We start from the raw sequence: 25,290 nt of genomic DNA, 5'->3' as shown, positions 1-25,290 counted from the left end.
TGGCGTCCCCTAGGGGACTCGAACCCCTGTTACCGCCGTGAAAGGGCGGTGTCCTAGGCCACTAGACGAAGGGGACAAAACCTTCTGTACAACATGATCAAGCTGGGCCTGATCAATTCAAGGACGGTGTGGCCAGACCTTGAACCTGTAAATTGGTGGAGCTAAACGGGATCGAACCGTTGACCTCTTGCATGCCATGCAAGCGCTCTCCCAGCTGAGCTATAGCCCCTCATCGGTGAGGACGGGGCGAATCTTAATGGCGCTTTGAAGGGCTGTCAAATTTATTTTCAACAATTTTCAAAATTTTTTGCCGGGATAACAATCACTTACCATCAAAACCCCGGAAAGCCGGGGTTTTGACCTTGGCAACGCTTAACTAGGCGATAGCACCCAGCAGCTTTTCCCATTCCTTGTTTTCTTTCTTCGACACACCGCCCAGCAAATCAAGGGCTTGGCGCAGACGGAAACGGGTCAGGTCAGGGCCGAGGATTTCCATCGCATCGAGTACCGACACCGAACTGGCTTGCCCGGTAATGGCGGCAAACATCAGCGGCATCGCATCGCGCAGTTTCAACTCCAGAGACTCGACCACCGCCTGGATCGTCGCAGTGATGGCATCCTTCTCCCACTGGCGCAGGCTTTCGAGCTTCCACAGGATCAGCTGCATCAACTGGCGAACCTGATCGCCCGAGAGCTTCTTGGACTCGAACAGCTTAGGATCCGGGCTCACCCCACCGGCAAAGAAGAAGCTGGCCAGCGGCGCGACCTGGCTGAAGGTTTCCACCCTGCCCTGCACCAACGGGGCGATCTTCATCATGTACTCGGGGTTCAACGCCCACTGCTGCACGCGGCTGGCGAATTCTTCCACCGGCAGGTCCCGCAGCCATTGGCCATTGAGCCACGACAACTTCTCGATATCGAAGATCGGCCCGCCCAGGGAGACGCGGGACAAATCGAAGTGATCGACCATTTCCTGCAACGAGAACTTCTCGCGCTCGTCCGGCATCGACCAGCCCATGCGGCCCAGGTAGTTGAGCATCGCCTCGGGCATAAAGCCCATGCGCTCGTAGAAGGTCACCGAGGTCGGGTTCTTGCGCTTGGACAGCTTGCTCTTGTCCGGGTTACGCAGCAGCGGCATGTAGCACAGCTGCGGCTGTTCCCAGCCGAAGTATTCATAGAGCAGGATCAATTTAGGGGCCGACGGCAGCCATTCTTCGCCACGCAGCACATGGGTGATGCCCATCAGGTGGTCATCGACCACGTTGGCCAGGAAGTACGTCGGCAGGCCATCGGTCTTCATCAGCACTTGCATGTCCATGCGATCCCAGGGGATCTCCACGTCGCCACGCAGCATGTCGGGCACCACGCACACGCCTTCGCTCGGCACCTTCATGCGGATCACATGCGGCTCGCCGGCGGCCAGGCGCTGGGCCACTTCTTCTTTCGACAGCAGCAGCGCACGGCCATCGTAGCGCGGGGTTTCGCCACGGGCCTGTTGCTCGGCGCGCATCTGGTCCAGTTCCTCGCTGGTGCAGAAGCACGGGAAGGCGTGGCCCATATCGACCAGTTGCTGGGTGTACTGCTTGTAGATGTCGCTGCGCTCGCTCTGGCGATACGGGCCGTGCGGGCCACCGACATCCGGGCCTTCGGCCCAGGTAATGCCCAGCCAGCGCAGGGCATCGAAAATCTGCTGTTCCGACTCACGGGTCGAACGCACCTGGTCCGTGTCTTCGATCCGCAGGATGAATTCACCGCCGTGCTGCTTGGCAAAGCAGTAGTTGAACAAGGCGATGTAGGCAGTACCGACGTGGGGATCCCCAGTAGGCGATGGCGCGATGCGCGTGCGGACGGTGGTCATGGCGAGTCTCGAATGGGCAATAAAGCTGAAAATAAAACAAGGGGCGAATGGTAACAGCCCCAAGCCCCCCGGCTCCAGCATGGGCCGATCAATACCTGCGGTGTCCGCTCTTTGGACGCAGAGCGTCCTGGGCGGCGTTACCACGCAGAGCGTGGGAACGATCGCCCGGCCCTGCACATTCAGACAGTCAGCAACCGCTCACGCAACTTGCCAATCTCATCGCGCATCTGCGCCGCCGCTTCAAACTCCAGGTCCCGCGCCAGTTGGTACATCTTCTCTTCCAGTTGGCGGATACGCTTGGTGATTTCGCTGGGCGAGCGCAGTTCGTTTTCGTACTTGGCATTTTCCTCGGCGGCCTTGGCCATGCCTTTGCGCTTCTTGCTGCGCGAACCGGGCACGGTGGCGCCTTCCATAATGTCGGCCACGTCCTTGAACACGCCCTTGGGGGTGATGCCATTGGCCAGGTTGAAGGCAATCTGCTTGTCGCGGCGGCGCTCGGTCTCGCCGATGGCCCGTTCCATGGAACCGGTGATGCGGTCGGCATACAGGATCGCGCGGCCATTGAGGTTACGTGCCGCCCGGCCGATGGTCTGGATCAAGGAGCGCTCGGAGCGCAGGAAACCTTCCTTGTCCGCGTCCAGGATCGCCACCAGCGACACCTCGGGCATGTCCAGGCCTTCGCGCAGCAGGTTGATGCCCACCAGCACATCGAACGTGCCCAGGCGCAGGTCGCGGATGATCTCCACGCGCTCCACGGTGTCGATGTCCGAGTGCAGGTAACGCACGCGCACGCCGTGGTCGGCCAGGTAGTCGGTGAGGTCTTCGGACATGCGCTTGGTCAGCGTGGTGACCAGCACCCGCTCTTCCAGGGCCACGCGCTTGGTGATTTCCGACAGCAGGTCATCGACCTGGGTCAGGGCCGGGCGGATCTCGATTTGCGGGTCGACCAGGCCGGTGGGGCGCACCAACTGCTCGATCACCCGGCCAGCATGCTCGGCCTCGTAGTTGCCCGGCGTGGCGGACACAAAGATGGTCTGCGGGCTGATGCTTTCCCACTCGTCAAAACGCATCGGCCGGTTATCCAGCGCCGAGGGCAGGCGGAAGCCGTACTCCACCAGGGTTTCCTTGCGCGAGCGGTCGCCCTTATACATGGCGCCGACTTGCGGCACGCTGACGTGGGATTCGTCGATCACCAGCAAGGCGTCTGCCGGCAGGTAGTCATAGAGGGTCGGCGGCGGCGCACCGGACTCACGGCCCGACAGGTAGCGTGAGTAGTTTTCGATGCCGTTGCAGTAGCCCAGCTCCAGGATCATCTCCAGGTCAAAACGCGTGCGCTGCTCCAGGCGCTGGGCTTCCACCAGCTTATTGTTGGCGCGCAGGTATTCGAGGCGCTCGGCCAGCTCGGCCTTGATCCCTTCCATGGCATCCAAAAGGGTTTCACGGGGCGTCACATAGTGGCTTTTGGGGTAGAAGGTAAAACGTGGCAGTTTGCGGATCACCTCGCCGGTCAACGGGTCGAAGGCCGACAGACTCTCGACCTCATCGTCGAACAACTCGATACGGATCGCTTCCAGGTCCGACTCGGCCGGGTAGATATCAATCACATCGCCACGCACCCGGAAGGTGGCGCGGGCAAAGTCCATGTCATTGCGGGTGTATTGCAGGTCCGCCAGGCGCCGCAGCAAGGCGCGCTGGTCGAGTTTGTCGCCGCGATCGACGTGCAGCACCATCTTCAAATAGGTTTCCGGGCTGCCCAGGCCGTAGATGCACGAGACCGTGGTGACGATGATTGCGTCCTTGCGCTCCAGCAGCGCCTTGGTCGCCGACAGCCGCATCTGCTCGATATGGTCGTTGATCGACGCATCCTTCTCGATAAAGGTATCGGAGGACGGCACATAAGCTTCCGGCTGGTAGTAGTCGTAGTAGGAAACGAAGTACTCCACCGCGTTGTTCGGGAAAAACGCCTTGAACTCACCGTACAACTGCGCAGCCAGGGTCTTGTTCGGCGCCAGCACCAGGGTCGGGCGGTTCACCTGGGCGATGACGTTGGCAATGCTGAAAGTCTTGCCGGAGCCGGTCACCCCGAGCAATGTCTGGTGGGCCAGGCCGGCTTCGATGCCTTCGACCATCAGGCGGATGGCCTCGGGCTGGTCGCCGGCCGGTTCAAAGCGGGTGACTAGTTGGAAATCCGACATAACGTACCTCTTGAAGTCACCCCAGACTGTAAACCCGTCGGGGACGAAAAAGACCACGGCCCGCTCAATTCCAGAGCAGGCCGTAGGAAAAAACCATGATAACTGTAGAAGTGGAGACGAATGTGACGGGTTTCAAGGTAATCGCCCTACATGCCGCTGGCCGTCAATATTGCAATAAGACTAACGGTCGATAAATAAACCGAAAAACTTGGCCGAAAAGCCGTTTCGGCTGTCGCCGCGAGCGGTGTTGGCCTCTATACTAGCTCCCCGTTTGTGCACCGCTCTAGTGCATTCGGCTGGAGCGCGACACGTCCCTCCATTCCCCCATAGAGCTGCCGCAAAAATGAGCCTGTTCTCCGCTGTCGAAATGGCACCACGCGATCCTATCCTGGGCCTCAACGAAGCATTCAACGCCGATACCCGTACCACCAAGGTCAACCTTGGCGTAGGCGTTTACTGCAACGAGGAGGGGAAGATTCCACTCCTGCGTGCCGTTGCCGAAGCGGAAGCCATTCGCGTGGCGCAACACGCCGCCCGTGGCTACCTGCCGATCGATGGCATTGCCGCCTACGACCTGGCCGTACAGAAGCTGCTGTTTGGCGCCGAGTCGCCATTGCTGAGCGCTGGCCGCGTGATCACCGCCCAGGCTGTTGGCGGCACCGGCGCGCTGAAAATCGGTGCCGATTTCCTCAAGCAGTTGCTGCCCAATGCCGTGGTTGCCATCAGCGACCCGAGCTGGGAAAACCACCAGGCGCTGTTTGAAAAAGCCGGCTTCCCGGTGCAGACCTATCGTTACTACGATGCCGCCACCCACGATGTAAACCGCGCCGGCCTGCTGGAAGACCTCAACGCCCTGCCCGCCCAGTCCATCGTGGTGCTGCACGCCTGCTGCCACAACCCGACCGGCGTCGACCTGAGCCCGGCCGACTGGAAAGACGTGCTGGAAGTGGTCAAGGCCAAGAACCTGGTGCCGTTCCTCGACATGGCCTACCAGGGCTTTGGCGACGGTATCGACGAAGATGCCGCCGCCGTGCGCCTGTTCGCCGAATCGGGCCTGACCTTCTTTGTGTCCAGCTCGTTCTCCAAATCGTTCTCGCTGTACGGCGAGCGCGTGGGCGCACTGTCGATCGTCAGCGAGTCGAAAGAAGAAAGCGCGCGCATCCTGTCCCAGGTCAAGCGCGTGATCCGCACCAACTACTCCAACCCGCCGACCCATGGCGCGGCGATTGTCGCGGCGGTGCTCAACAGCCCGCAACTGCGCGCCCAGTGGGAAGCCGAACTGGCCGAAATGCGCCTGCGCATCCGCGGCATGCGCGAGCAGATGGTCAGCGAACTGGCCAAGGCCGCGCCAGGCCACGACTTCAGCTTCGTCGGTCGCCAGCGCGGGATGTTCTCCTACTCCGGCCTGACCGTAGAGCAGGTCACCCGCCTGCGCAACGAGTTCGGTATCTACGCCCTCGACACCGGCCGCATCTGCGTGGCGGCGTTGAACCAGGCGAACATCGGTGCCGTGACCAAGGCGATTGTGCAGGTGCTGTAGACCTGAGCGCGGGGTACGAAGGGGGAAGCCAATGGCTTCCCCTTTCTATTTGCGGCGCCCACCCCCTAGACTGGACACCGATTGCCCTTTTGCTGTGAGAGCCCTATGAGAAACGACGACCTGGACCTGCGTGCCGACCGCGACGAACTGGACCACTTCACCCCACGCACGCCCCCAGCCAAACGGCAAAAAAGCCTGGTCCTGCAAGTCGCCCTGGGCGTCTTCCTCGGCGGCCTGGCCCTGTGGCTGGTGCAGCTGGGCGCCACGGCGCTGATGGCGAAACTGGCGATGGGCACCCTGCAGTTTGGTGGCTAGCTTGCCGGCTCCTGCAGGGGAATGCGTTCCTCCAGCAGTTGCACAAAGCTGTCCAGACTCTGCGACACCGTACCCCGGCGCCAGATCAGCCAGGTGTTCAGCAAACGGAACTCATCTGCCAACGGCCACACACTCACCGTGGTAAACCCCGGCATGCTCTCCAGCATACTGCGTGGCATCAGCGCCAGCCCTGCGCCGGCGCTGACGCAGGCGAGCATGCCGTGGTACGACTCCATCTCGAAAATCTTCCCCGGCACCGCGTCGTCCTGGGAAAACCAGCGCTCGAAGTGGTGCCGATATGAGCAATTGGAACGAAAGGTATAGATGCTCGCCCCGTTCACATCCTGGCCACGGGTGATCGGCGCGTGGTGCAGCGGCGCAATCACCACCATCTCTTCTTCAAACACCGCTACGCCTTCCAGGGTCGGATGCAAGACCGGGCCATCGACAAACGCCGCTGCCAGCCGGCCCGATAGCACGCCTTCGATCATGGTCCCCGAGGGCCCGGTGGTCAGGTCCAGTTCGACCTTGGCGTGTTTCTGGTTGTAGGCCGCCAGCAATGCCGGGATACGCACGGCGGCAGTGCTTTCCAGCGAGCCCAGGGCAAAAGGCCCCTGGGGCTCCTCCCCCGCCACGGTGGCGCGGGCCTCTTGCACCAGGTCGAGAATGCGCCGCGCATAGCCGAGGAAATTCCAGCCAGCAGGCGACAGGCGCAGTCGACTTTTCTCACGGATAAACAGTTCGACGCCCAAGTCCTGCTCCAACTGCTTGATGCGCGTGGTCAAGTTCGACGGCACCCGATGAATCAACTGCGCGGCGGCGCTGATGCTGCCTTGCTCGGCCACGGCCTTGAAAATTTCCAGTTGCACCAGATCCAAGTCATTCTCCAATCGTGAACGTATTGCTTAATATTATTCAGTTCCCGGAAAAGGTACAGCGCCGTACGCTGGTCACCTTCCCAAATACTGCGCAGGACGGTGCCATGAACGCCATTACTCACCAGACCCATGCCTTGTCGATCAACCCCGCCACTGGCGAAACCGTCGGCCGCTACCCGTACCAATCCGCCGCGCAACTGGACGCCGCCCTCACCCGCGCCAGCACCGCCTTCCGCCACGGCCGCAACACGCCTGTGGCACAACGCGCGGCATTACTCCTGGCCCTGGCCGGCGCCCTGCGTGAACAGGCCGAAGCGATGGCGCAAATGATCACCCTGGAAATTGGCAAACCCATCGCCCAGGCCCGTGGCGAAATCGAGAAATGCGCCCTGCTGGCCGAATGGTACGCCGCCCACGGCCCGGCCATGCTCGCCCCGGAGCCGACCCTGGTGGACAACGGCAGCGCCCGGATCGAATACCGCCCACTGGGCCCGATCCTCGCCGTCATGCCGTGGAACTTCCCCGTATGGCAAGTGCTGCGCGGCGCCATACCGACCCTGCTCAGTGGCAACACCTACGTGCTCAAACACGCACCCAACGTGATGGGCAGCGCCTACCTGATGCAACAGGCTTTCCACAAAGCCGGCTTTGCCGAAGGCCTGTTTGAAGTGATCAACGTCACCCCGGACGGCGTGTCCAAGGCCATCGCCGACCCACGCATCGCCGCCGTGACCCTGACCGGCAGCGTGCGCGCCGGCATCGCCATCGGCGCGCAAGCCGGCGCCGCGCTGAAAAAGTGTGTGTTGGAACTGGGCGGCTCCGACCCCTTTATTGTGCTCAACGACGCCGACCTCGACGCCGCCGTACAAGCCGCGGTGATCGGCCGCTTCCAGAACTGCGGCCAGGTCTGCGCCGCCGCCAAGCGCCTGATCATCGAGCAAGGCGTGGTCGAAGCCTTCACCGCCAAGTTCCTTGAAGCCAGCCGCCAACTGGTGATGGGCGACCCGACATCAAGCGACACCTATATCGGCCCCATGGCCCGCTTCGACCTGCGCGACGAGCTGCACGCACAAGTCCAGGCGACCCTGGCCGAAGGCGCCACCCTACTGCTGGGCGGCCATCCCGTCGAAGGAGCGGGCAACTATTACGCGCCCACCGTCCTGGCCAATGTCACCGACCAGATGACCGCGTTCAAACAGGAACTGTTCGGCCCCGTGGCCTCGATCATCAGCGCCCGCGACGCCGAGCATGCCGTGGCCCTGGCCAACGACAGCGAGTTCGGCCTCACCGCCAGCATTTTCACCACTGACGCAGCCAAGGCACGGGAGATCGCCAACCGATTGGAAACCGGCGGGATCTTTATCAACGCCTACAGCGTGTCCGACCCTCGGGTAGCGTTTGGCGGGGTGAAAAAGAGTGGGTTTGGCCGCGAATTGTCACATTTCGGCGTGCGGGAATTCTGCAATGCGCAGACGGTATGGGTAGATCGGCGGTAGGCCGATCGTCAAGATTCCTCGTGGCCCGCTTGCGGGTTCGGGATATGATCAGGCCGTTATATGAACCGGACTCCCCTGAACCATGCCCGTTGACCTGCAAGCGCTTTATCCCAAACTGATCCACCTGATGCTGGATACGGTTTTCGTGGTCGACAGGGACAACCAGATTGCATTTGTCAGCGACGCCTGCGAGGCGCTGCTCGGCTACCGTGCCGACGAACTGACCGGGAACCTGATCACCGACTATATGCACCCCGAAGACCTGGCGGCCACCCGGGCCTCGATTATCCGGGTGATGAACGGCCAGCCCCACGTGGATTTCCGCAACCGCTATTTGCGCAAGGATGGCAGCGTCGTGCATATCCTGTGGGCGGCGTTCTGGTCTGCGGATGTGGGCGCCAGGATCGGCGTGGCGCGGGACATCACGGCCCTCACCCAGGCCGAGGAAGAACTGCGCTTCCTCGCCCATCACGACCCACTGACGGCCCTGACCAACCGCTCGCTGTTCAATGATCGCCTGGACTCGGCCTTGCGCAACGCACGCCGGCAAAAGAGCACGCTGGCCTTGCTGTTCCTGGATATCAATGACTTCAAGGGCATCAACGATGTGCACGGGCATGTCGCGGGCGACCGCGTGCTGTGCACCATTGCCCGACGCCTGGAAGCCTGCGTGCGCGGGACCGACACCGTGGCGCGGATGGGCGGGGATGAATTCACCGTGCTGTTGACGGACCTCCAGTCAGACGACACGGTGAGCGAAAAGGTGCAGCAGATTCTCGCCATCATGGCCGAGCCCCTGGGCCCCGAGTTTGGCCCGGTGAAAATGCCGTCGTGCAGTATCGGCGTGGCCCGGTACCCGGCCGACGGGGAAGATGCCGATACCCTGCTCAGCCATGCCGATGGCGATATGTACCGGGTGAAGAAACTCCAGCGCGCGGCAGGGTGAAGAGGCCGCTACACCCCTCCCTCAAACAGCCACACAACCTTGCTCCGTTGCCTACGGTCACGTCAGAATCCGCCGGCTTGTGTGCTTGGGTAGGCGTGTTTAAGGTTGCGCGGTCATCGACATTTAGGTGATCGGGTTTAGTAGCCTGAGGGGGCGCCGGCCTTGGTTTGGATTCCCCCGGTCGACCAACCTGCGCGCAGCTGCACCCTTTTGTTTAGTAGCTCAAGGATGGCGGCCACCCTCAGGAATTCAAACATGTACAAGGTCAAACCAGGTTCAACCCTGTTCAGCGTCGCTCCCGACGCCAGCAACGAAACCCTGATCACCAACAGCTACGAGACCTTCACCTCAGTCAGCACCTTGCTGCTCGTCCTGTCCGACGACCTGAACGGCAAACACCGGGACATCGCCCTGGCTATCTACCAACTGAGCGAACTGGGCGTCCTGCTCACGGCCAAGCTCCTCGACCGCGAAACGCCCTGCCTCGGCTAGCCCTGCAACTCACCTGCCCGATGACTCGCCGCGTCGTCATACGCGACATACAACGACTCGGCGACCTGGCTTTTGATGGCTTTGCTGGCCTCCAGCCCCAACACAAACCCTTCGGCCTTGCCGCCAGCGCGGTTCAGGTCTTCAAGGGTGCTGGCGCCGGTGATCGCGTCCAGCAACTTGGCCGCGTGCGGGCCAACCCCCTTGGGCAGGCTGATCTGGTCGATGCTCATTGCGACACCTCGGACGAGGCTGGGGATGGGGTATTGCGGGTTAACAAGGTCATGTGCGGTACCTAAGAGAGCTTGGGGCCGATAGCGCGTGTAACCACTGCCGGGATGGCATGGTAGACCGGGATGGGTGAAAAGGGTTGATTTCGCCCCATAAACGATCAGGATCCCCAGCCATAGGATTGCTCACCTTGCATAGCATCGTCAGGTCAATGGAGCCTCGGTCGACATGGAAAACACGCTAAACAAACGAATCGTTGTCATTGGTGCCGGCATCGTGGGAGCGTCCCTGGCCTATCACCTGGCGGAGAAAGGCGCGAAGGTCAGCCTGGTCGAGGCTCAAGAGATAGCCTCTGGAGTGACCGCCACTTCATTCGCCTGGATCAACGCCAACCACCCAGGCCCCGACCCCATTGCACCATTACGCAGTGCGGCGATAACCGAATACCACCGACTCGAAACCCAGTTGCCTGGGCTGCAGATACGCTGGACGGGCGCCTTGTCTTACAGTGGGTTGTTACCGGCCCCGACAGGCCGGGTGTCACGCTCACAGATTCTTGACCTAGAACCCAACCTCAAGCACCCCCCTCAATATGCAACGTACGTGGCCGAAGAAGGCGCGCTGGACGCGGTGGCCGCCACCCATGTGTTGATCGCCGGCGCCCAGGCGCATGGGGCCACGGTGCTCACTCAGACCCCCGTACTCGGTTTTACAACCGAGGGTGGGCAGGTGACGGGAGTCAAGACCCCCAAGGGCATCATCAAGGCCGATCTCGTTGTACTGGCCGCCGGGACAGGCACCGTGAAGCTGGCAGATATGCTGCAACTCTCCCTGCCCATAACCGCCTCCCCCTCCATCTTCATCCGCTACAAGCCACAACCCCAGCTTGTGCATACCCTTATCTCCAGCCCTGACATGGAAGTGCGCCAAAGCGCGGATGGCACGCTACTGGCGGCAGAGGATTACCTGGACGACGCCCTGGAAAACCAGCCAGGAGCGATAGCGCTGCGAACGGCCAAGGCCATCCACAATGAACTCAAGGGGGTGGTTGCGCTTGAGCCGCAATTGGTCTGCGTCGGGCTCAGGCCAATACCTGCCGATGGCATCCCCATCATTGGTTACCTGCCCAAGGTGCGGGGCGTTTATGTTTGCGCAATGCACCCCGGGGTCGCACTGGCTGCGGTCGTGGGCCGGCTGGCCAGTGAGGAGATGATTGACGGGAAGGAATCAGATGCGCTTGGGGCCTGTCGTCCAGATCGATTTTTCCAAGAGTAGGAAATGCCTGCGCCATCACCTAGGGCAAGGCAGCCCGCTTGAAAACCGGTTCGCTGTACAGGACTCGAACCCCATCCGGGCCGCTTTCAAGCAACCGGCGCTCGCTGTCGGCGACCAGGAGTTCAACGCTGTAACCGGCACCCGCCAGGCAGCGCGCAATTTCCTGCACGGCCTCATGCGCCCACGGGGTGGCGGATTCAAAATGCCCTAACAGCCTGTCGCTGCTATTAATCATGAGTCGGTATCTATTCATTGTGTTCTCTCAACATTATTCGGCGCGAAGGCGCATAGGGTGATACACGCTATACCGGACGGCAAGCCTCCAACCAGCGCGTGATTACCCGGCAAGCCGCGCTGGCCAGGTCGGGCTGCGTCGCATGCGCCTGGGCGCGCAGGGTGCGCGGGTCGATGCCGGCTTGTTGCAGCTCGCTGGCGTGGCCCACCAGCCAGCTTTCTATCCGTAAAGGATCGGCCTCCAGATGAAACTGCAAGCCCAGCACGTGCTGGCCAAGGGCGAAGGCCTGGTTTTTACCGATGGCCGTGGAGGCCAGGTGGTCGGCACCACGGGGTATATCGAACTGATCGCCATGCCAGTGCAAGACAGCCACACGGTCCAGCGCAGCCAGGGGCGAGGCGTGTCCAGCGGCGGTCAGGGCAAGGGGGGCAAAACCGATTTCCTTTTGGCCCAGGGGGTAGACACTGGCACCCAGGACGCGGGCGATCAATTGGGCTCCCAGGCAGATGCCCAGTAGCGGTCGGTTGCTGGCCAGGCGTCGGCGCAGCAGCTCCTGTTCAATGGTTAAAAAGGGGTACAGCGCGTCATCGTAAGCGCCGATGGGGCCACCCAGAACCACCAGCAGCTCCGGGCTTTCCACATCCAGTCCAGCGAGGTTATCCAGGGTGGCATCGACATACTGCACCTGATAATCCAGTTCGTGCAGCAGCGGTTCCAGCGTCCCCAGGTCCTCAAAGTGCAGATGGCGAATGGCAAGGGCGGTTTTCATGGTGGGCCTCTCGATCAATCCAGTGATATGTAAAACACGGTTCAGACCGCGCAGTGACTTCCCGCCAGCTCGATACGGCCAAAACTGGCATGGGGCTCAAGCGCCGTGATCGCCAGCAGTTGGTCGAGACGTAGTTCGACCGGCTCGTCATCGCGGTGCAGCACCAAAAATTCTTCCTTGCTCGCCGCAGTCCGCGTCGTCAGCGCCCTGGCTGCGAAGGTACGCCCATCGACGGTTTCGATCAGCAGGCGGTAACGATACAGGCAAGCGATCTCCAGGTAGTCGTGCAAATCGCAGTGCAGGGGCTGATACGCGTTCATGGCGTGTCTCCTAGCAACCTTCCAGGGGAATGATGTAGTAGCCCTGCCCTGTAACGGCTGCAGCGATTTCGGGGTGGGCCGGCTCACTGTGGCAGAACTGGCACCGGCTCTGTTCGATATCGGCATCCTGCACGCCGCGCGTGGCCATCCAGTCGCGGGCGTACTGGGTCGCGCGGGCCTGATCGGTGCCTTCAATCAGCACATCGAAATGCAGGTAACGGCCCTCGCGGGTACGCACATGGGTGTCGAATACATTGACTCTCATCACTTTTCCTCCTTCAGGTAGCCCGCTGCGCCTTACTTCAGGTCGTCGATGGACGCACCGAAATTCAGATGCAGCACCTGGTCATCGTGAACAAACGCGGGGACCGACTTGACCCCGGCCAGTTCGGCTTCAGCAATGCGCTGGGGTTGTTCGCCAAGGTGGACAACCTCGACCTTGAGAGCCGGATCCAGCAGGTTGAGCAGGGTCTGCTCGGCGGAAATACACACGGAGCAGCCGGCGTGGTAGAAGCGTGCTGTGGACATGTTGAGTCTCCTTCGTTGATTTGGTGTCGAATCGACACCTAGCGCCAGATTACCCTCACCTCGCCATTTGTCAATATAGTATTTAATCGATACTATGTATCGACAGGAGTGACTTATGTCCGACACAACCCTTTTCGATCTGCTTGAAAGACTCGCCAGCCTCAGCCGCATCTGGTTCCGCCAGCATCCGCTGCTGGCCGAGTTGCAACCCATCCAGTTGAGTGCACTGATGTACCTGGCGCGCTGCAACCGCTACTCCAATACGCCGTTGGGCGTGACCGACTACCTGGGCCTGACCAAGGGCACGGTGTCGCAGTCGCTCAAGGCGCTGGAGGCCAAGGGGCTGATCGTCAAAACCCAGGATGCGCGCGACAAGCGCAGCGTGCATCTGCAGTTGACCGACACGGCGCGCAGCCTGCTGGACGCTTTGTTGCCGCCGGACTTCCTCGCCGCCGGTGAAGCGCGCATGGGCGCACGCGGCGCGCAACTGGAGGCGCTGTTGGGCGAGTTACTGCGTGAAGTGCAGCGCAGTGCGGATGTGCCCAGTTTCGGCCTGTGCCGCACCTGTCGCTTCCACCAGCAGGCCGGGGACCTGCCGTTCTGCGGTCTGACCCAGGAGCCTCTGGCGCCAAGCGACGCCGCGCTGATCTGTCGTGAACATCAAACCCCGGAGGTCCCTGCATGAGCCTGCCCACTATTCGCCTCGACACCCTGCTCACCGGTCGCGCACAGCCATTCACCCGCCCGGGCTCGCAGAGCGCCATCGACAAACAGCCGCGACACGGCCAACTCAAGCTCTCCACCCTCGGCCTCAGCGGCGACGAACAGGGTGACCTGCGCATCCATGGCGGGGTGGAAAAAGCCATTCACCACTACCCACTCGAACACTACGCCCTTTGGGCCGACGAGTTGGGCGCCCATCCATTGCTCGCGCAGCCAGGGGCGTTTGGCGAGAACTTCAGCACCACCGGCTGGAGCGAGCATGATGTCTGCCTGGGCGATCGTATCCAGGTCGGGACGGCACTGCTTGAGGTGTCCCAGGGGCGTATGCCGTGCTGGAAGCTCAGTGACCGCTTCGCCGTCCCCCAACTGGCCCTGCGCGTGCAGCAGTCGGGCCGCACGGGCTGGTACTACCGGGTGCTGGAGGAAGGCCTGGTGAGTGCGGGCGACAACCTGCAAATGGTCGAGCGGCCATTTGCCGACTGGTCACTGGCACGTTTGTCCGCCGTGCTGTTCGACAAACGGGTGGAGCCCGAACTGCTGCGCGAATGCCTGGCCCTGCCGTTGGTGCCCTCGTGGCGGCGTACGCTGGAGCGGCGGCTGGAGAAAGGCCTGATCGAGGACTGGGCGCCCCGCCTGCAGGGCTGAACCCCATAGGGCTCTGCTATAACTGAGGCTTGGAGGTTGACGACGTCGCGTCGCCGGGTGCTTCGCCAGCCAGCCGGCGCCTACAGAAGCATTCGACCAGGGTGTTGAACTGATATCATCCAGGCATTAACGCGCTGAGTAGAAAGCATGAACCGTCGTAAGAAACTCAATCAGATATTGAAAGCCAACGCCAAAAAGGCCAATGCCAAACTGGCCCCCAAAAGCAAAGACAAGTACATCAGCAAGGCCGACCGCTTGAAGCTGGAGAGCGACCCCGCCCAGGACACGCCGATTGCCCCTGACACGCCAAGCTGAATCAGGGCACTCTACGCCGGCGCAGCAGTCTGTTCCCAGACACCCCACTCTCGCCTGGCGGAACTTCCCATGATGATTGTTCACCCCCTCAACAACTCACGCTCGCAGCGCATTCTCTGGCTGCTCGAAGAACTCGGCCCGCCCCAGGCGCATGATTTTCAGTCCAGACGAAACCTGGCCGTGTTCCCGCTCAGTGCCCGGCTGCCTTCGCTCAACATGTCTGCGGCTTGATTCACCGCGCGGGCCCCGTCCAGCAGCCGCCCAGCCGCCTGGTCCACCTGCTGGATATTGCCGCTCACCTCATCCGCCGTCGCCGCCTGTTCCTCCACCGCCGCCGCGATTTGCGCCAGGGTATCCGTCACGTGCTGCACCGCGCTGGCAATTTCTCCCAGGCGGCTGCCCAGCCCCGTCACGGACTCTGCATCGCTCAGCGCCTGTTCACAGGCGGCGCCCATCAGGCTGACGGCCTGGCTCACGGTGCTGCGCAAGCTCTCCACAGTGCCGGCGATTTGTGCGGTGGACGCCTGGGTCCGTTGCGACAGGCTGCGCACTTCATCGGCGACAACGGCAAACCCTCGGCCTTGTTCGCCGGCACGGGCCGCTTCAATGGCGGCATTGAGCGCCAACAGGTTGGTCTGTTCGGCAATGTCGCGGATGGTGTCAACCACCGACTGGATTTGCTGGCCCTGCTCGCTGACCTGGCCCAAGGCATTGGCGGTCTCGGTCAGGCGCTGGTTGAGCTGTTGGATGCTAGCGGTCGTGCGCAGACTGTCGCGGCTGCTGTCCTCGGCGATAGAGCGGGTCTGCTGAGCGCTGTCTGATGCCTGTTCGCAGCTTTTGGCCACGCCCAGGGAAGTGGCGGCCAGTTGGGTGGCCGCTGCGGCGATCTGGCTGATTTGGTGTTGCTGGTCTTCCACTTCGGTAAGGGTGCTGCCCGATTGTGTGTTAAGGGTTTGCACGGCAGCCCCCAGTTGCTGGGTTTCGTGGTTGACGCCCAGCAGGCTGGTGCGTAGCTGCCTTACCGCAACATTGAGCGCGGTGCTGATCGCCGCCAGTTCGTCGCGCCCGTGCACCGCCACCTCGACGCACAGGTTGCCATCGCGCAAGGACTCGGCCAGGGTGGTGATGCCACTGGCGCTACGGCGGATAGAAGCCTGCAGGCAGATAAACAGGTACAACGCCGCCAGGACCAGCAGGCTGAAGGTCACCCCCACAGGGATCACTTGCGCCAGTGCGCTGTCGCGGTAATCACTCAGGCGCGCATGCAGGGCGTTGAGCGACTGCTTGCGCAATGCGCTCAAGCTGCCCAGCATGTCGTCGACACTGCTGTCAAAAGCGCCGGTGTCGAGTGTGATCGTGTCCCCAGACACGCCGTCGTCCAGGGACTTGAGCTGGTTATCCAAGCGCTGCACGCTCTCGTCATATTGCGTGCTCCAGGTGGCCAGCCCAGGGTACGGGCGGGTTTTGAGCGAGGTCGCAGCCTTGATCAACGAGTCTCGCGCATCGCCTACACGCCCGCGCAGATCGCGCATCTGCAAGCGACCTTGCAAGGTGAACTGCCCGGCGGCGATGGACGACTGACCGATACTGGCCATGCGGCCGATACGCTCAATCAATTCGGGCAACTGCTGGGTGGAGATCTGCATCAGCAGGTAGGTTTCCAGCCAGGGGTCGAGGATCAGGCCGGTGTCCAGGGTGATCTGCTCGCGCAAGGCTTGCATCGCCGTCAACGCAGCGGTGAAACGATCGTAACCGTCCGGCCACCAGCCCACAGTGCGCAGCGATGAGGTGTCCAGGCCCTTGAGCGAGGCCTGCAATGTGTCAAAGCGCGCCTGGGAGTCAGCGCTGGCGTTGTGCTCCTTGAGCGTTGCGCCCAGGGTTTGCAGGTTTTGCACCATACCCGGGGTCAAGGCATCGACTGCGGCCATCGCCGCCTGCGCGGCGGGCGTGGGTTGCGGCTGGGTATCCAGCGCCTTCCAGCGTGCCGCCAGATTGCGCTGCACGATCAACTGAGCATCCAGGGCGTCGAGCACCAGCAGTTGGTGCACACCGGATTGCTCACTGGCAATCACATCAAGCTGGGCACTGTAGTCCTGCTCGACCATCCACAGGCTGCCGGCCAAGGGCAGCATGATCAGGATCAGCAAGATCTGGAACTTGCGCGCAAAACCGAAACGCCCAAGCAGGCGGATACCTGGCAACAACACACTGTGCATGTCCGATGACTCCTTCCTTGTGAATAACCGATGCCTTCAAGCCTTGAAATGGCATTGCAACATACATTATCGGCTGGCAGTACCCGAGCATGGCCCGGGCACTGCCAGCCAGGCGACATGACTCTCTCCAAGGGTATACCAGATGGCACAAAACGCACGCCCAGCGAAGATCAAAGATCTACGCCAGTAACTCAGTGATCCAGCGCACCTCCTGCGCCAGTTCCTGCACCTTCTGTTCGGGCAGTGCTTGTCGCGCCCGAGCCAATTGATCCAGGGTGCGTTGCTTGTAGCGCAGCAGGCGTTGCCACTTGGCCAGGAACGCCGGGCTGCGGGCCTGCATCTGTATCGGGCCGAAATACAGTTGCTCGGCGCTGTAGCTCACCGGCCCGCTGCGCTCGGCAACGATAATTTCGTAATCGAAACGGTTTTCCCGCAGCAGTTCCTCGCAGAGGATGCGATAGCCGTTGTCCATCAGCCACAGGCGCAGCGGTTGTTCGCCGCCGTTGGGTTGCAGGATCAGGCGCTCCCGGCCGCTGAGGTACGCCTTGCCGCGTTCGAGGATGTCACGCAAGGTCTCGCCGCCCATGCCGCAGATGCTCACCGCGTCGATCCGGTCGGCCGGCTCGATGGCCGCCAAGCCGTTGGCCAGGCGCACCTGGATGTGCAATTGCTGGCCGTTGTCGCACACGGTGCGCTGGGCGGCTCGGAATGGCGTCAACGCCACCTCGCCGGCCACCGCCGCGACAATCGCGCCACGGTTCATCAGCGCCACCGGCAGGTAAGCGTGATCCGAGCCGATATCGGCCAGGCGCGCGCCGGCCGGCACCTGCGCTGCCACGCGTTCCAGGCGCACGGACAAGGTGTTTTGGTTCAACGGTTGTTCCTTTTCACGGCACTTTTGCCCTCAGTGCGGGCGCGCATGATGCGCGGTACGCCCGACAGGGTAAAGCGCCGCCGCTAAACCCAGCGCAGGTTAAGCACCACAAACCCCAGCAGCACCCAGACCACCAGCAGCAGATGGGTCAACTGCAGGCCCTCCTGGCGTATCCAGTAGCCAAACCACAGCCCTGCCAGCAGCATCAGCATGACGAACCCCAGGGCGGCACTCAAGGCGAGGTTCAACCAGGGCCGGGCCGCCTCCAGGCCAGTGCCCCATAGCAAGGCGTAGCAGCCAATCCACACCGTCAGCACCGCCCCCGCCTGCAGCAGGATAATCAGGGCCAACGCCAGGCGATGGAGGGTGGCCGACTGGACAGCGCGCACCAGCAACGGCGTGCCGATCGGCGGATGCTCACGCAGCGGCGCCATTGACATCGTGGCCCCCACCGCGCCTGCCGAGCCGGCAAACGCGTGCAGGTTGTTGATCAGGGCAAGGCTCAGCCACAGGCCGAAGCCCAGGCTGAGCACCGTTTGGAAAATCAGCAGCGAGGTAGGGAGATCCATGGTTCAGTCCTTATTGAGTGGGCAAGTGCTTGGCGCTGAGCGCCACAGCCGTCGGCGCCCGCCAGGCGAGCGCCTTGTACAGGTCCACGGCATTGCCATAGGACGCGGCCTGCGCCTGGGCAATGGCCTGGCGCAGGCTGAGCAGCTCGCGCAGGTTTTGTTGCACCGATAAATAGCTGCCAGAGCCCGCGCCATAACGGCGCTGGGCGATATCCAGCGCCGCCTCGGCATGCCGCGCCGATTGCACCAGGCCGAGCAGATAGCGCTGATGCTCGGCCAGTTGGGTGATGGCGCCCTCCACTTCTTCCACAGCCACCAGCAGCACCTGTTCAAAATGCGCGGTCTCCCGCTGCGACAGCGCCTGGGCACCCCGCAGCCGCGCCCGCACCGTGCCCAGGTTGAGTGCCGGCCAGGTCAGGCCCGGAGTCAGCTCGAATGCCCGGGACGCACTGCCCAGGTCACCGTCGCGCAAGGCAAAGAAGCCGATAAACCCGCCCAGGTTGAAGCGTGGGTACAGGTCGGCGGTGGCCGCGCCCACATCCTCCACGCGCGCCGCCAGCCGCCGCTCGGCCTGCACCACATCCGGTCGATTGCGGATCAACTGGTCGACATCCCCCAACGGCAATTGCCGCGCCAGTGGCCCCGGCGCCAGGGCGTCGAGTTCGACGCCAACACTGCCCGGCCGCTGCCCCGACAACACCTGCAACCGGTACAGGCTGCGTTGCAGCTGGCTCTGCAGCGGCGCAATCGCCGCCTGGGCACGCAACGTATTGCCCCGGGCACTCTCCAGCTCTTCAGGCAAGCCGCTGCCGGCCTGGTATTGCGCGTCGGTCAGGCCCACGGTCTCTTGCCAACTGCGCACCGCGTCTTGCGCCAGCCGCAGTTGCTCGCGCTGCCCCTGCGCCGCGAAATAGGCGTGGGCCACTTGCGCGGCAATGCTCAGTTGCACCTGTTCGAGGTCGGCCTGGGAAGCCTCGGCACGGGATTGCGCGGCACGGTTCAAGTGGTCGAGACGGCCAAACAAGTCCAGCTCCCATTGCAAGTCCAGGCCGGCACGCCAGGACTCGGACAAGCTGCGGCTGGGCCGCGCGCCCGTCACCGCCTGTTGTTCCAGGCTGCGTTGGTACGCCGCCGTACTGGTGACTATCGGCAAGCGCTGCAACGCTTGCTCGTCGACCGACGCACGGGCCAGCAGCAGGCTCGCACGCGCCTGGCGCACATCGTGGTTATGGGCCACGGCGGCGTCGATCAAGCGCGCCAACTGGGCGTCGTCGAAAAAGCTCCACCAGGCGGCTACCGGCTGCACGGCACGCCCGGCAAAAGCCTCGGCCTGCGGGCTGGCCAGTTGAATCGGCGCGATCTCGGGCGCGTGGTAGTGCGGCCCCACGGAGCAGGCGCCCAGGCTCGCCAGCACGCCCATCAACAGCGGGTAAGGGATAAACGTCTTCATGGGCGCACCTCGACATGCCCTGGCACCAGGTTCTGCTCGGCCTCGGCCAATTGCTGCTGGCGCAGGCCCTGCACCCGATGGTCACGGGCCAGCCAGGCATAGACAGTGGGAAGGACAAACAGCGTAAACAGCGTGCCGACCAGCATCCCGCAGACGATTACCACGCCCAGGCCAAAGCGGCTCTTGGCCCCGGCACCGTCGGCGAACAGCAGCGGCAGCACGCCGAAGGTCATCGCCGCCGTGGTCATCAGCACCGGCCGCAGACGGATCTGTGCAGCGCGGATAATGGCGCTGACGCGATCAAGGTTCTCGCGCACCTGGATCTCATTGGCGAACTCCACCATCAAGATCCCGTGTTTGCTGATCAAGCCAATCAAGGTCACGAGCCCGATCTGCGTGTAGATATTCAGCGTGGCCCAGCCCAGCGCCAGGGGGATCAGCGCCCCGCAAATGGACAAGGGCACGGTGACCAGGATGATCAACGGATCGACCAGGCTCTCGTACTGCGCCGCGAGCACCAGATAGATCACCACCAGGGCGGCGAGAAACGCCAACACCAGGGCACTGCCCTCCTGCACGTATTGGCGTGACTCGGACTGCCAGTCATGGCTGAATCCCGGCGGCAGTTCACCGACCAGTTGCGCCAGCAGGGCCACCGCCTGCCCCTGGGACACACCCGGCGCCGGAATGGCCTGCAAGGTACTGGCGTTCTGCTGGTCGAACTGCAACAAGCGGTTCGGCGCCACCGTGATATCCAGGCGCACCAGCGCCGACAGCGGGATCAACTGGCCGCCCTCGGTACGCACATACTGGCGGGCCAGGGCCTGTGGGGTCAGGCGCTGTTCCTCGGTGCCTTGTGCAATCACATCATAAGAGCGCCCATACAGCGCAAAACGGTTGATGTACTGCTCGCCCACCAGCACCGCCAGGGAATCGCCGATATCGCGCATGCCAATCCCCAGGCTCGCCGCCTTGGCCCGATCGACGGTGACTTTGACCACCGGGTTGTTGTAGTCCAGGTCGCTGTCGACCACGGCAAACAGGCCGCTGTCACGGGCACGCTGCTTGAGGGTTTCCATGGTCTGGTACAGCACCGGGTAGTCCTGGGCGCTGCGCAACACCATCTGCACCGGTAGGCCACCGCTGGAGCCGGGCAACGCCGCCACCTGGAAGGCAAAAATACTGCTGCCCTCGACCTCGCCCACGGCCTGCTGCAACTGCGCCTGGACCTGCTCGGCCGAGCGCTCACGGGCCTGCCAGGCGCTGAGGTTGATCCCGCCAAAGCTGGCCGCCGGCCCGTCGGTGCCATTGATGATCCAGGTGTCGGTGGTTTCCGGCAGGCTCTCCATGACCCGGTTGAGCTTGCCCGCAAAGCGTTCCGCGTAATCGAGGTTGGCGTATTGCGGTGACTTGATGGCGGTGAGTATCGCCGCCTGGTCCTCGGGCGGCGCCAGTTCGCGCTGCGGCAGGCTGTACAGCCACGGCAGGCTCAGGCACACCAGCACGGCAATACCGCCGCTGATCCAGCGCCGTGCCAGGGAGTGGCCCAACACCCGGCCATAAGCGGCGGCCAACCCGCCAAATACCTGTTCGGCCAACTTGGCCATGCGCCCTTCTTGTTGCCCCGGCTTGAGCAGCAGCGAGCTCATCACCGGCGACAGGGTCAAGGCGACTACGCCCGAGACAATCACCGCTCCCGCCAGGGTCAGGGCAAATTCGCGGAACAGCGTGCCGGTCAGCCCGCCGATCAGGCCGATGGGCGCATACACCGCCGCCAGCGTCAGGGTCATGGCAATCACCGGCCCGGCGATCTCACGGGCGCCGACCAACGCGGCGGCCACCGGCGTCAGGCCTTCTTCGATATGCCGGTGGACGTTTTCCACCACCACAATCGCGTCGTCCACCACCAGGCCGATAGCCAACACCATCGCCAGCAGGGTCAGCAGGTTGAGGCTGAAACCAAAAAGCAGCATCAAGGCCGCCGCGCCGAGCATCGATAGTGGAATCGCCAACACCGGAATCGCCACGCTGCGCAGCGAGCCCAGGCACAGCCAGATCACCAGCACCACAATCAGCATGGCCTCCAGCAAGGTGTGCATCACCTCTTCGATGGAGGCCTCGATAAACCGCGCCGTCTCATAGGCCAGGGCCACGTTGACCCCAGGCGGCAGGGTTTGCTGGATCTGCGGCAGCAGTTGGCGAATGCCATCGACGATCACCAGGGGATTGCCCGACGGCGTGGGGAACAGCCCCAGGTGCACAGCCGGGCGGCCATTCATGGTGGCGCTGGTCTGGGTCGCCGCCGCGCCCAGCTCCACGGTGCCCACATCGCGCAGGCGCACCAGGGCCGTGCCGTCGTTGCGGATCACCAGGTCACGGAAGGCCTCGACGCTGGTCAGGTCGGTGTCGATATGAATGTCGGCCAGCACGAACTGGCCACGGATCTGCCCCGGCGTGGCCTGGTAGTTATTGCTGCGCACCGCTTGCGCCACGTCGGCGGCGGTCACCCCGCGCCCGGCCATGCGATCACTGTCCAGCCACAGGCGCATCGCCAGGTGCTGCCCGCCGAAGGTCTGCACCTTGGCCACCCCGTCGATCCCGGAAAACTGCGGCTCGACCACCCGCGACAGGTAGTCGCTGAGCTCGGGGATCGACAGCGTGTCACTGGCAAAGCCCACGTAGGCCACGGCGGTGGAGTCGCCGGCCGACAGCTCGACCACCGGGTCGTAGGCATCATCGGGCAAGCGGTAACGCACCTGGTTGACCTTGGCCATGGTCTCGGCCAGCGCCTGGGTCGAGTCACGGTTGAGGGTCATGCGCAGGGTGATCACACTACGCCCCTGCACCGACGACGACGCCAGGTAGTCGATGCCTTCCACCGACGACACGGCCTGGGTGATCGGCTGGGTGACGAAGCCTTGCATCAATTCGGCCGAGGCGCCGGGGTACTCGGTGCTGACGGTGATGGTCGAGCTTTCCAGCAGCGGGTACTGGCGCACCGGCAACTGGCCGAGGGCAAACAGGCCGGCAAGGACGATCAGGCTGCTGACCACCAGGGCCAGCACCGGGCGCCGTACAAAACGGTCGGTGAAGCTCATGAGGCGGGTTTCCCTTCAACGTCCAGGGTGTTTTGCCCGGCGGCTTCGACGGGCATGCCGTCGCTGAGCTTGAGCTGCCCGGAGACCACCACCTGCTCGCCCAGCGCCAGGCCCGAGGTGATTTCCACCTGGCCCTGCCAGCGCTCCCCGGTCGTCACCTGGGCGCGGCGCACACTCAAGGCGCCGGCCGGATCGGCGCTGGCGATAAACACGGTCTGCCCGTAGGCGGTATAGGTGATGGCGGTTTCCGGCACCACCAGCACCGTGGGCGATTGCACCGCCGACAGGCGCACGCTGGCATACATGCCGGCCTGCAACTGCCCGCCCGGGTTGGCCAGGGTGGCTTGCACCCGCACCGAGCGCGACGGGCCGATCAGCGGGTCGATGGCGTTGATCTGCGCCGAGAACTGCCGGCCGGGCAAGGCATCCACCGTGAGCGCGGCAGCCTGGCCGATGCTCAAGCCTGGGGCCGACTGTTCACTCAAGGCGAAATTCACGTGCAGGCGCTGGGCATCCACCAGGCTGGCGATGGCTTCGCCGGTCTGCAGGTACTGGCCTTGATGCACACGACGGATACCCATCTGCCCGGCGAACGGTGCGCGGATGGCTTTTTGCGCAATCCGCGCATCAACCTGTTGCAGCTCGCCCTTGGCCATGTCCAGGGCGGCGGTGGCGTTGTCCAGTTGCTCCTGGGTCGCGACATTCACGGCCTCAAGCTTTTGAATACGCAAAAACAAGGTCTGCGCATTGCGCAGTTGCGCGTGCAGGCGCAAACGGTCGGCCTGTTCGGGGGCGTCATTGAGCTGCACCAGCAACTGCCCGGCCTTGACTGCCTGGCCGGACTCGAAGGCGATCCGCGTGATACGTCCTGCGGTTTCCGCCGCCACCTGCACCTGGTTGGCCGCCTCCAGCTCCCCTGCGGCGAAGGCCTGGCGGGGCGCCTCGCCCTGCCCGACCCTGGCCAGCGCCACCTTGGCCACCGGCCACGTCGCCGCTGCCTGGGTTGAGGGTTGATTGCCCAACCACATGATGACCAGGGCCAGCACACTGACCCCTGCCACGCCCCCACCTACTCGCATCCTTCTGCCCATGCCCTGCTCCGCTCATCCGTAGTGTGTGCGCTGCCCCCCGATGGAAAGCGATTGCAGCCAAGATCGGGCAGGACTATAAAACCTCAACTTAACTTGAGGGCAACACCCATGGCAGCAGAAAAGAACCCGGACGGTGTGCGCTCCCTCACCATCGGCGAGGTGGCCAGGCGCAGCGGCGTACCGATCTCCACCCTGCACTTCTATGAGTCCAAGGGCTTGATCGCCAGCACGCGCAACGCCGGCAACCAACGGCGCTTCCCGTCGCTGGTGCTGCGCAGCATCGCGATTATCAAGGTGGCGCAACGCACCGGCATCCCCCTGGAAGAGATCAAGCGCGCCATGGGCCGCTATCCGCCGAACAGCAAACTGACAGCCGCGCAATGGGGCGAGATGTCCTCGGCCTGGCGCGACAACCTCAACGAACGCATCCGCACCCTGGAAGCCCTGCGCGACAGCCTGGACAACTGCATTGGCTGCGGCTGCCTGTCGCTCAACGACTGCCCCTTGCGCAACCCGGGCGACAGCCTGGGCCAGGAAGGCCCGGGGCCGAGGATCCTCGAACGCGCCGCCAACGGATCGGAAATACAAGCCTCCAAACCCTGAAAATCAAGGTGGGAGCTGTCGAGCCCCGGCGAGGCTGCGATGGCGGCGGCATTGCTGGGAGGGATGTTGGCTGACCCGCCGCTATCGCAGGCAAGCCAGCTCCCACATTGGTTCCTCAGTACATTGGGCAGCGTATGCATCCTGCGGTGGCGGCTGAAATGCAATCCTCCAACCCCCCCGAAAATCAAGGTGGGAGCTGTCTCGCCCGGCGAGGCTGCGATGGCGGCGGCATTGCTGGGAGGGATACTGGCTGACCCGCCGCTATCGCAGGCAAGCCAGCTCCCACATTGGATCTTCAGGGCATTGGGCAGCGTATGCATCCTGCGGTGGCGGCTGAAATGCAAGCCTCCAACCCCCCCGAAAATCAAGGTGGGAGCTGTCGAGCCCCGGCGAGGCTGCGATGGCGGCGGCCTTGCTGGGAGGGATGCTGGCTGACCCGCCGCTATCGCAGGCAAGCCAGCTCCCACATTGGTTCTTCAGGGCATTGGGCAGCGTATGCATCCTGCAGTGGCGGCTGAAATGCAATCCTCCACCCCCCCGAAAATCAAGGTGGGAGCTGTCGAGCCCGGTGAGGCTGCGATGGCGGTGGCATTGCGGGGAGGGATGCTGGCTGACCCACCGCTATCGCAGG

At 63.1% G+C, this 25,290-nt stretch carries 25 protein-coding genes, 2 tRNA genes and 1 pseudogene; 11 read left to right on the top strand and 17 right to left on the bottom strand.

What is annotated here, in order from left to right; genetic code table 11:
- The 4 genes from AC07W7_RS15555 to uvrB all read right to left on the bottom strand — a co-directional run bounded on the left by AC07W7_RS15555 (position 1) and on the right by uvrB (position 4,053).
- Positions 1 to 76: transfer RNA gene (locus tag AC07W7_RS15555), tRNA-Glu, on the bottom strand.
- Positions 77 to 153: 77 nt separating this feature from the next.
- Positions 154 to 229: transfer RNA gene (locus tag AC07W7_RS15550), tRNA-Ala, on the bottom strand.
- A gap of 147 nt (positions 230 to 376) precedes the next feature.
- Positions 377 to 1,858, bottom strand: a complete 1,482-nt coding sequence (gene gltX / locus AC07W7_RS15545) for a glutamate--tRNA ligase (RefSeq protein WP_076961357.1) — start codon at positions 1,856 to 1,858, stop codon at positions 377 to 379.
- A 179-nt stretch (positions 1,859 to 2,037) separates the two neighbouring features.
- On the bottom strand, positions 2,038 to 4,053 hold the full coding sequence (uvrB, locus tag AC07W7_RS15540; protein ID WP_076961344.1) for an excinuclease ABC subunit UvrB: 2,016 nt from the start codon (positions 4,051 to 4,053) through the stop codon (positions 2,038 to 2,040).
- 343 nt (positions 4,054 to 4,396) lie between these two features.
- Here uvrB and AC07W7_RS15535 point away from each other — a divergent pair, with 343 nt between their 5' ends.
- Positions 4,397 to 5,593, top strand: coding sequence for an amino acid aminotransferase (locus tag AC07W7_RS15535; RefSeq protein WP_076961343.1), 1,197 nt, complete (start codon positions 4,397 to 4,399; stop codon positions 5,591 to 5,593).
- 105 nt (positions 5,594 to 5,698) lie between these two features.
- Entirely contained in the window at positions 5,699 to 5,908 is a 210-nt protein-coding gene (locus tag AC07W7_RS15530; RefSeq protein WP_057438594.1) for a hypothetical protein, read from the top strand.
- Here the strand turns inward: AC07W7_RS15530 and ptrR are convergent.
- Positions 5,905 to 6,786 carry a putrescine utilization regulator PtrR gene (gene ptrR / locus AC07W7_RS15525; protein ID WP_076961342.1) on the bottom strand — a complete coding sequence of 294 codons (882 nt, stop codon included), beginning with the start codon at positions 6,784 to 6,786 and terminating at the stop codon, positions 5,905 to 5,907. The two genes, AC07W7_RS15530 and ptrR, sit on opposite strands and share 4 nt — an antisense overlap.
- A 104-nt stretch (positions 6,787 to 6,890) precedes the next feature.
- On the opposite strand from ptrR, the gene AC07W7_RS15520 reads away from it, so the two are divergent.
- The 3 genes from AC07W7_RS15520 to AC07W7_RS15510 all read left to right on the top strand — a co-directional run bounded on the left by AC07W7_RS15520 (position 6,891) and on the right by AC07W7_RS15510 (position 9,720).
- A complete protein-coding gene (locus AC07W7_RS15520; RefSeq protein ID WP_495039637.1) occupies positions 6,891 to 8,282 on the top strand; it encodes an aldehyde dehydrogenase family protein in 1,392 nt (463 codons plus the stop codon).
- A gap of 82 nt (positions 8,283 to 8,364) precedes the next feature.
- The gene (locus tag AC07W7_RS15515; protein WP_099169591.1) at positions 8,365 to 9,228 is read left to right on the top strand and encodes a sensor domain-containing diguanylate cyclase; all 864 of its coding nucleotides are present in this window, start codon (positions 8,365 to 8,367) and stop codon (positions 9,226 to 9,228) included.
- Positions 9,229 to 9,483: 255 nt separating this feature from the next.
- Positions 9,484 to 9,720 (top strand): DUF6124 family protein, encoded by a 237-nt coding sequence (locus AC07W7_RS15510; protein ID WP_076961339.1) that lies wholly within the window; start codon positions 9,484 to 9,486, stop codon positions 9,718 to 9,720.
- Here the strand turns inward: AC07W7_RS15510 and AC07W7_RS15505 are convergent.
- Positions 9,717 to 9,950, bottom strand: coding sequence for a hypothetical protein (locus tag AC07W7_RS15505; RefSeq protein ID WP_076961338.1), 234 nt, complete (start codon positions 9,948 to 9,950; stop codon positions 9,717 to 9,719). The two genes, AC07W7_RS15510 and AC07W7_RS15505, sit on opposite strands and share 4 nt — an antisense overlap.
- A gap of 226 nt (positions 9,951 to 10,176) precedes the next feature.
- Between AC07W7_RS15505 and AC07W7_RS15500 the strand changes: the two genes are divergently transcribed.
- Positions 10,177 to 11,223 (top strand): NAD(P)/FAD-dependent oxidoreductase, encoded by a 1,047-nt coding sequence (locus tag AC07W7_RS15500; RefSeq protein ID WP_495039636.1) that lies wholly within the window; start codon positions 10,177 to 10,179, stop codon positions 11,221 to 11,223.
- A 19-nt stretch (positions 11,224 to 11,242) separates the two neighbouring features.
- Here AC07W7_RS15500 and AC07W7_RS15495 read toward each other — a convergent pair whose 3' ends face one another.
- The 5 genes from AC07W7_RS15495 to AC07W7_RS15475 form a co-directional block, all read right to left on the bottom strand.
- The gene (locus tag AC07W7_RS15495; protein ID WP_232243855.1) at positions 11,243 to 11,458 is read right to left on the bottom strand and encodes a cytoplasmic protein; all 216 of its coding nucleotides are present in this window, start codon (positions 11,456 to 11,458) and stop codon (positions 11,243 to 11,245) included.
- 67 nt (positions 11,459 to 11,525) lie between these two features.
- On the bottom strand, positions 11,526 to 12,227 hold the full coding sequence (locus AC07W7_RS15490; protein WP_495039635.1) for a glutamine amidotransferase: 702 nt from the start codon (positions 12,225 to 12,227) through the stop codon (positions 11,526 to 11,528).
- A 41-nt stretch (positions 12,228 to 12,268) separates the two neighbouring features.
- Positions 12,269 to 12,547: a Rho-binding antiterminator gene (locus tag AC07W7_RS15485; protein WP_076961334.1), complete on the bottom strand. Its 279-nt coding sequence runs from the start codon at positions 12,545 to 12,547 to the stop codon at positions 12,269 to 12,271.
- A 10-nt stretch (positions 12,548 to 12,557) separates the two neighbouring features.
- Entirely contained in the window at positions 12,558 to 12,812 is a 255-nt protein-coding gene (locus tag AC07W7_RS15480; protein ID WP_076961333.1) for a DUF2024 family protein, read from the bottom strand.
- Between the two features lie 32 nt (positions 12,813 to 12,844).
- Positions 12,845 to 13,075 carry a thioredoxin family protein gene (locus tag AC07W7_RS15475; RefSeq protein ID WP_076961332.1) on the bottom strand — a complete coding sequence of 77 codons (231 nt, stop codon included), beginning with the start codon at positions 13,073 to 13,075 and terminating at the stop codon, positions 12,845 to 12,847.
- Between the two features lie 115 nt (positions 13,076 to 13,190).
- Between AC07W7_RS15475 and AC07W7_RS15470 the strand changes: the two genes are divergently transcribed.
- The 4 genes and pseudogenes from AC07W7_RS15470 to AC07W7_RS15455 all read left to right on the top strand — a co-directional run.
- On the top strand, positions 13,191 to 13,760 hold the full coding sequence (locus tag AC07W7_RS15470) for a MarR family winged helix-turn-helix transcriptional regulator (protein ID WP_076961331.1): 570 nt from the start codon (positions 13,191 to 13,193) through the stop codon (positions 13,758 to 13,760).
- Positions 13,757 to 14,443, top strand: a complete 687-nt coding sequence (locus AC07W7_RS15465; protein WP_099169588.1) for an MOSC domain-containing protein — start codon at positions 13,757 to 13,759, stop codon at positions 14,441 to 14,443. Before AC07W7_RS15470 ends, AC07W7_RS15465 begins: the two co-directional genes overlap by 4 nt.
- A 147-nt stretch (positions 14,444 to 14,590) precedes the next feature.
- Positions 14,591 to 14,758: a DUF2986 domain-containing protein gene (locus AC07W7_RS15460; RefSeq protein ID WP_076961329.1), complete on the top strand. Its 168-nt coding sequence runs from the start codon at positions 14,591 to 14,593 to the stop codon at positions 14,756 to 14,758.
- Positions 14,759 to 14,827: 69 nt separating this feature from the next.
- Positions 14,828 to 14,902: pseudogene (locus AC07W7_RS15455) on the top strand (glutathione S-transferase); the annotation flags it as partial.
- A gap of 14 nt (positions 14,903 to 14,916) precedes the next feature.
- Here AC07W7_RS15455 and AC07W7_RS15450 read toward each other — a convergent pair.
- The 6 genes from AC07W7_RS15450 to AC07W7_RS15425 form a co-directional block, all read right to left on the bottom strand.
- On the bottom strand, positions 14,917 to 16,974 hold the full coding sequence (locus AC07W7_RS15450) for a methyl-accepting chemotaxis protein (RefSeq protein WP_495039634.1): 2,058 nt from the start codon (positions 16,972 to 16,974) through the stop codon (positions 14,917 to 14,919).
- 178 nt (positions 16,975 to 17,152) lie between these two features.
- Positions 17,153 to 17,848: a tRNA (adenine(22)-N(1))-methyltransferase gene (locus AC07W7_RS15445; protein WP_099169586.1), complete on the bottom strand. Its 696-nt coding sequence runs from the start codon at positions 17,846 to 17,848 to the stop codon at positions 17,153 to 17,155.
- Positions 17,849 to 17,931: 83 nt separating this feature from the next.
- Positions 17,932 to 18,417, bottom strand: a complete 486-nt coding sequence (locus tag AC07W7_RS15440) for a DUF2165 family protein (RefSeq protein WP_169902103.1) — start codon at positions 18,415 to 18,417, stop codon at positions 17,932 to 17,934.
- Between the two features lie 10 nt (positions 18,418 to 18,427).
- Positions 18,428 to 19,867 carry an efflux transporter outer membrane subunit gene (locus AC07W7_RS15435; protein WP_099169584.1) on the bottom strand — a complete coding sequence of 480 codons (1,440 nt, stop codon included), beginning with the start codon at positions 19,865 to 19,867 and terminating at the stop codon, positions 18,428 to 18,430.
- A complete protein-coding gene (locus AC07W7_RS15430) occupies positions 19,864 to 22,965 on the bottom strand; it encodes a MexW/MexI family multidrug efflux RND transporter permease subunit (protein ID WP_495039633.1) in 3,102 nt (1,033 codons plus the stop codon). Before AC07W7_RS15430 ends, AC07W7_RS15435 begins: the two co-directional genes overlap by 4 nt.
- On the bottom strand, positions 22,962 to 24,056 hold the full coding sequence (locus AC07W7_RS15425; RefSeq protein WP_197882564.1) for an efflux RND transporter periplasmic adaptor subunit: 1,095 nt from the start codon (positions 24,054 to 24,056) through the stop codon (positions 22,962 to 22,964). Before AC07W7_RS15425 ends, AC07W7_RS15430 begins: the two co-directional genes overlap by 4 nt.
- A gap of 108 nt (positions 24,057 to 24,164) precedes the next feature.
- On the opposite strand from AC07W7_RS15425, the gene soxR reads away from it, so the two are divergent.
- A complete protein-coding gene (soxR, locus tag AC07W7_RS15420; protein WP_099169582.1) occupies positions 24,165 to 24,659 on the top strand; it encodes a redox-sensitive transcriptional activator SoxR in 495 nt (164 codons plus the stop codon).
- Positions 24,660 to 25,290 lie beyond the last annotated feature (631 nt).

It is taken from the genome of Pseudomonas sp. GW821-FHT01D09, from assembly GCF_059422465.1.
This window is presented reverse-complemented; position numbering and strand designations above follow the sequence as displayed.

Coding starts and splice junctions, on each gene's coding strand:
- AC07W7_RS15460 (WP_076961329.1), top strand. CDS start 14,591: ATGAACCGTCGTAAGAAACTCAATCAGATATTGAAAGCCAACGCCAAA.
- AC07W7_RS15485 (WP_076961334.1), bottom strand. CDS start 12,547: ATGAACGCGTATCAGCCCCTGCACTGCGATTTGCACGACTACCTGGAG.
- AC07W7_RS15425 (WP_197882564.1), bottom strand. CDS start 24,056: ATGGGCAGAAGGATGCGAGTAGGTGGGGGCGTGGCAGGGGTCAGTGTG.
- AC07W7_RS15475 (WP_076961332.1), bottom strand. CDS start 13,075: ATGTCCACAGCACGCTTCTACCACGCCGGCTGCTCCGTGTGTATTTCC.
- soxR (WP_099169582.1), top strand. CDS start 24,165: ATGGCAGCAGAAAAGAACCCGGACGGTGTGCGCTCCCTCACCATCGGC.
- AC07W7_RS15470 (WP_076961331.1), top strand. CDS start 13,191: ATGTCCGACACAACCCTTTTCGATCTGCTTGAAAGACTCGCCAGCCTC.
- AC07W7_RS15465 (WP_099169588.1), top strand. CDS start 13,757: ATGAGCCTGCCCACTATTCGCCTCGACACCCTGCTCACCGGTCGCGCA.
- AC07W7_RS15480 (WP_076961333.1), bottom strand. CDS start 12,812: ATGAGAGTCAATGTATTCGACACCCATGTGCGTACCCGCGAGGGCCGT.
- AC07W7_RS15530 (WP_057438594.1), top strand. CDS start 5,699: ATGAGAAACGACGACCTGGACCTGCGTGCCGACCGCGACGAACTGGAC.
- AC07W7_RS15520 (WP_495039637.1), top strand. CDS start 6,891: ATGAACGCCATTACTCACCAGACCCATGCCTTGTCGATCAACCCCGCC.
- AC07W7_RS15430 (WP_495039633.1), bottom strand. CDS start 22,965: ATGAGCTTCACCGACCGTTTTGTACGGCGCCCGGTGCTGGCCCTGGTG.
- AC07W7_RS15515 (WP_099169591.1), top strand. CDS start 8,365: ATGCCCGTTGACCTGCAAGCGCTTTATCCCAAACTGATCCACCTGATG.
- AC07W7_RS15510 (WP_076961339.1), top strand. CDS start 9,484: ATGTACAAGGTCAAACCAGGTTCAACCCTGTTCAGCGTCGCTCCCGAC.
- AC07W7_RS15490 (WP_495039635.1), bottom strand. CDS start 12,227: ATGAAAACCGCCCTTGCCATTCGCCATCTGCACTTTGAGGACCTGGGG.
- AC07W7_RS15440 (WP_169902103.1), bottom strand. CDS start 18,417: ATGGATCTCCCTACCTCGCTGCTGATTTTCCAAACGGTGCTCAGCCTG.
- AC07W7_RS15435 (WP_099169584.1), bottom strand. CDS start 19,867: ATGAAGACGTTTATCCCTTACCCGCTGTTGATGGGCGTGCTGGCGAGC.
- gltX (WP_076961357.1), bottom strand. CDS start 1,858: ATGACCACCGTCCGCACGCGCATCGCGCCATCGCCTACTGGGGATCCC.
- AC07W7_RS15450 (WP_495039634.1), bottom strand. CDS start 16,974: ATGCACAGTGTGTTGTTGCCAGGTATCCGCCTGCTTGGGCGTTTCGGT.
- uvrB (WP_076961344.1), bottom strand. CDS start 4,053: ATGTCGGATTTCCAACTAGTCACCCGCTTTGAACCGGCCGGCGACCAG.
- AC07W7_RS15500 (WP_495039636.1), top strand. CDS start 10,177: ATGGAAAACACGCTAAACAAACGAATCGTTGTCATTGGTGCCGGCATC.
- AC07W7_RS15495 (WP_232243855.1), bottom strand. CDS start 11,458: ATGATTAATAGCAGCGACAGGCTGTTAGGGCATTTTGAATCCGCCACC.
- AC07W7_RS15505 (WP_076961338.1), bottom strand. CDS start 9,950: ATGAGCATCGACCAGATCAGCCTGCCCAAGGGGGTTGGCCCGCACGCG.
- AC07W7_RS15535 (WP_076961343.1), top strand. CDS start 4,397: ATGAGCCTGTTCTCCGCTGTCGAAATGGCACCACGCGATCCTATCCTG.